Raw genomic sequence first — 1,639 nt, forward strand, 5'->3', positions numbered from 1 at the left:
TCAGTGCTGGATTCGCGATCGCGATGATCTACATCTACCGCTAAAATTCCCAGCTTTGCTTTGCAACAGATCAGAAAATGAGGGGATGGGTTTTGCTTTCCGTTCGGGGTGTTCAACCGTGCCTTGGCGTTGGGGAAGAACAAAACATCGGCGCGATCGAGGGCTTCTGCAATATTCACTTCTGCTTGGGAGCGAAACTGCCAACCATTCCAATCATAGGATAATGATTCCGAGGTAGTCTGCTGCTCAGATTCGGTATTTTTACCTTCTTCTGAGTTGTCGGATTTTTTGTTTTTATATACATCCGCTTGACAAAAGTTGGATTCATATAGATTTCCGACAACTCTTGTACTCCCCAGATTTGCTCCACTCAAATTAACTCCAGTCACCTGATTACGATGTACAGTGATTTGATTCCGCCATAAATATCGCTTCAGAACTGACCTTAAATTACCCTTTTTGACCTTTTCCCCAAATGCCTCTGTGAGCAGCTTCCAGAGTTTTGCCCCCGCATCCTTGAGGTAGTCCTCAGCATAGCCAGTGTTGTGGGCCATGTCACGGTAAGATAAACCCTCCCAAGCCTGACGAAACACGATCTCTTGAACATCGTTGAGGCGTTCATAATCGAGTACGACTTCCGCGATCGCCAGCGCTTCGTCCACTGTCATGGCTCCCAGACCCTCAAAAGCTCTCATAACCATACCATCGGTTGGAAACAGAGTCAGTACCCGCGCTTCACTCCCGAGCTGGGGCGTACCAATTCTGCGATCGACCAGAATGATCGGTTTAGAATATGGTACAACAGAAACGTTACTTTTTGCTGACTTTTTTGTTACTTTTTATTACTTTTTCTGACTTGCAAAACTGATATAACGTTAATAGTCACACTTTATCAGTTGTTCAGGGTGATCTGATTGAGGACAGAAAAAGCCCATTCAAGTTCTAGTGCATAATCACTTCGCAACGACTGTACATGATTGAGTCAAGGCTGAGGATTGTTAAATATGACTGAAGATACAAATAATTCTATTCAGAAAGGTCAGGATGGCTGGGGTTGTGTTGTTAGTCTTTTAGTAATTATTGTCGTTTTACTTATTGTCGCCTTTATCGTTGCCGGGTGGCTGGGCTTATTACTGACATTCGCTGCGATTGCTGGTTTAATTTTTCAAATAATTCGTTCAAATAAAGGAAATAAAGATCTGGATAATGAAGAGGGGAAAGACACCCCGAAAGATGATAAAAACCAGACTGCTGATGTGGTGGAAGCTACCCTGGAAGATGATGAAAAACAGACTACTGAGGTAGTGAAAGCCACCTCAAAAGATGTAGCCAAGGGAGGAATTAAAGAAGGTGTCACTAATATTTTCATCTCTTCAAGAGGTCAGGTAAACGTCTTCGTATCTTCAATTGGAAAGAAGGTAAACGTCTTCGTTAAATCCGATCGCACAGATTGAATGGCAGGAAGAGGAACAACCCGAGTCACTCAATCCAGGTGATGAGATTTGCTGGATAGAGATAGCACCCAGTCATCCTGCCGAAGGTGACGATCGCCTCCATTTTACAGATCAAGCCTAACATCAGATCCGGTTATCCCCTCCTAAACCTCCCCAATCATCTTCAGATGATTTGAGCTATTAGC

Annotated in this window: 2 protein-coding genes; one reads left to right on the forward strand and one right to left on the reverse strand. The window is 43.7% G+C overall.

Annotated features, from left to right (window positions below; translation table 11 throughout):
- A partial coding sequence (locus AC0QHF_RS02185) for a helix-turn-helix domain-containing protein (protein WP_324702543.1) occupies window positions 1-668 on the reverse strand: 668 nt, incomplete at its 3' end.
- A gap of 336 nt (window positions 669-1,004) precedes the next feature.
- Between AC0QHF_RS02185 and AC0QHF_RS02190 the strand changes: the two genes are divergently transcribed.
- Window positions 1,005-1,454 carry a hypothetical protein gene (locus AC0QHF_RS02190; protein ID WP_324702544.1) on the forward strand — a complete coding sequence of 150 codons (450 nt, stop codon included), beginning with the start codon at window positions 1,005-1,007 and terminating at the stop codon, window positions 1,452-1,454.
- Window positions 1,455-1,639 lie beyond the last annotated feature (185 nt).

This window comes from Lyngbya sp. CCY1209 (assembly GCF_055795065.1).

What these genes read in the sequence shown, in the direction of transcription:
- AC0QHF_RS02190 (WP_324702544.1), top strand. Translation starts at nt 1,005, where the DNA reads ATGACTGAAGATACAAATAATTCTATTCAGAAAGGTCAGGATGGCTGG.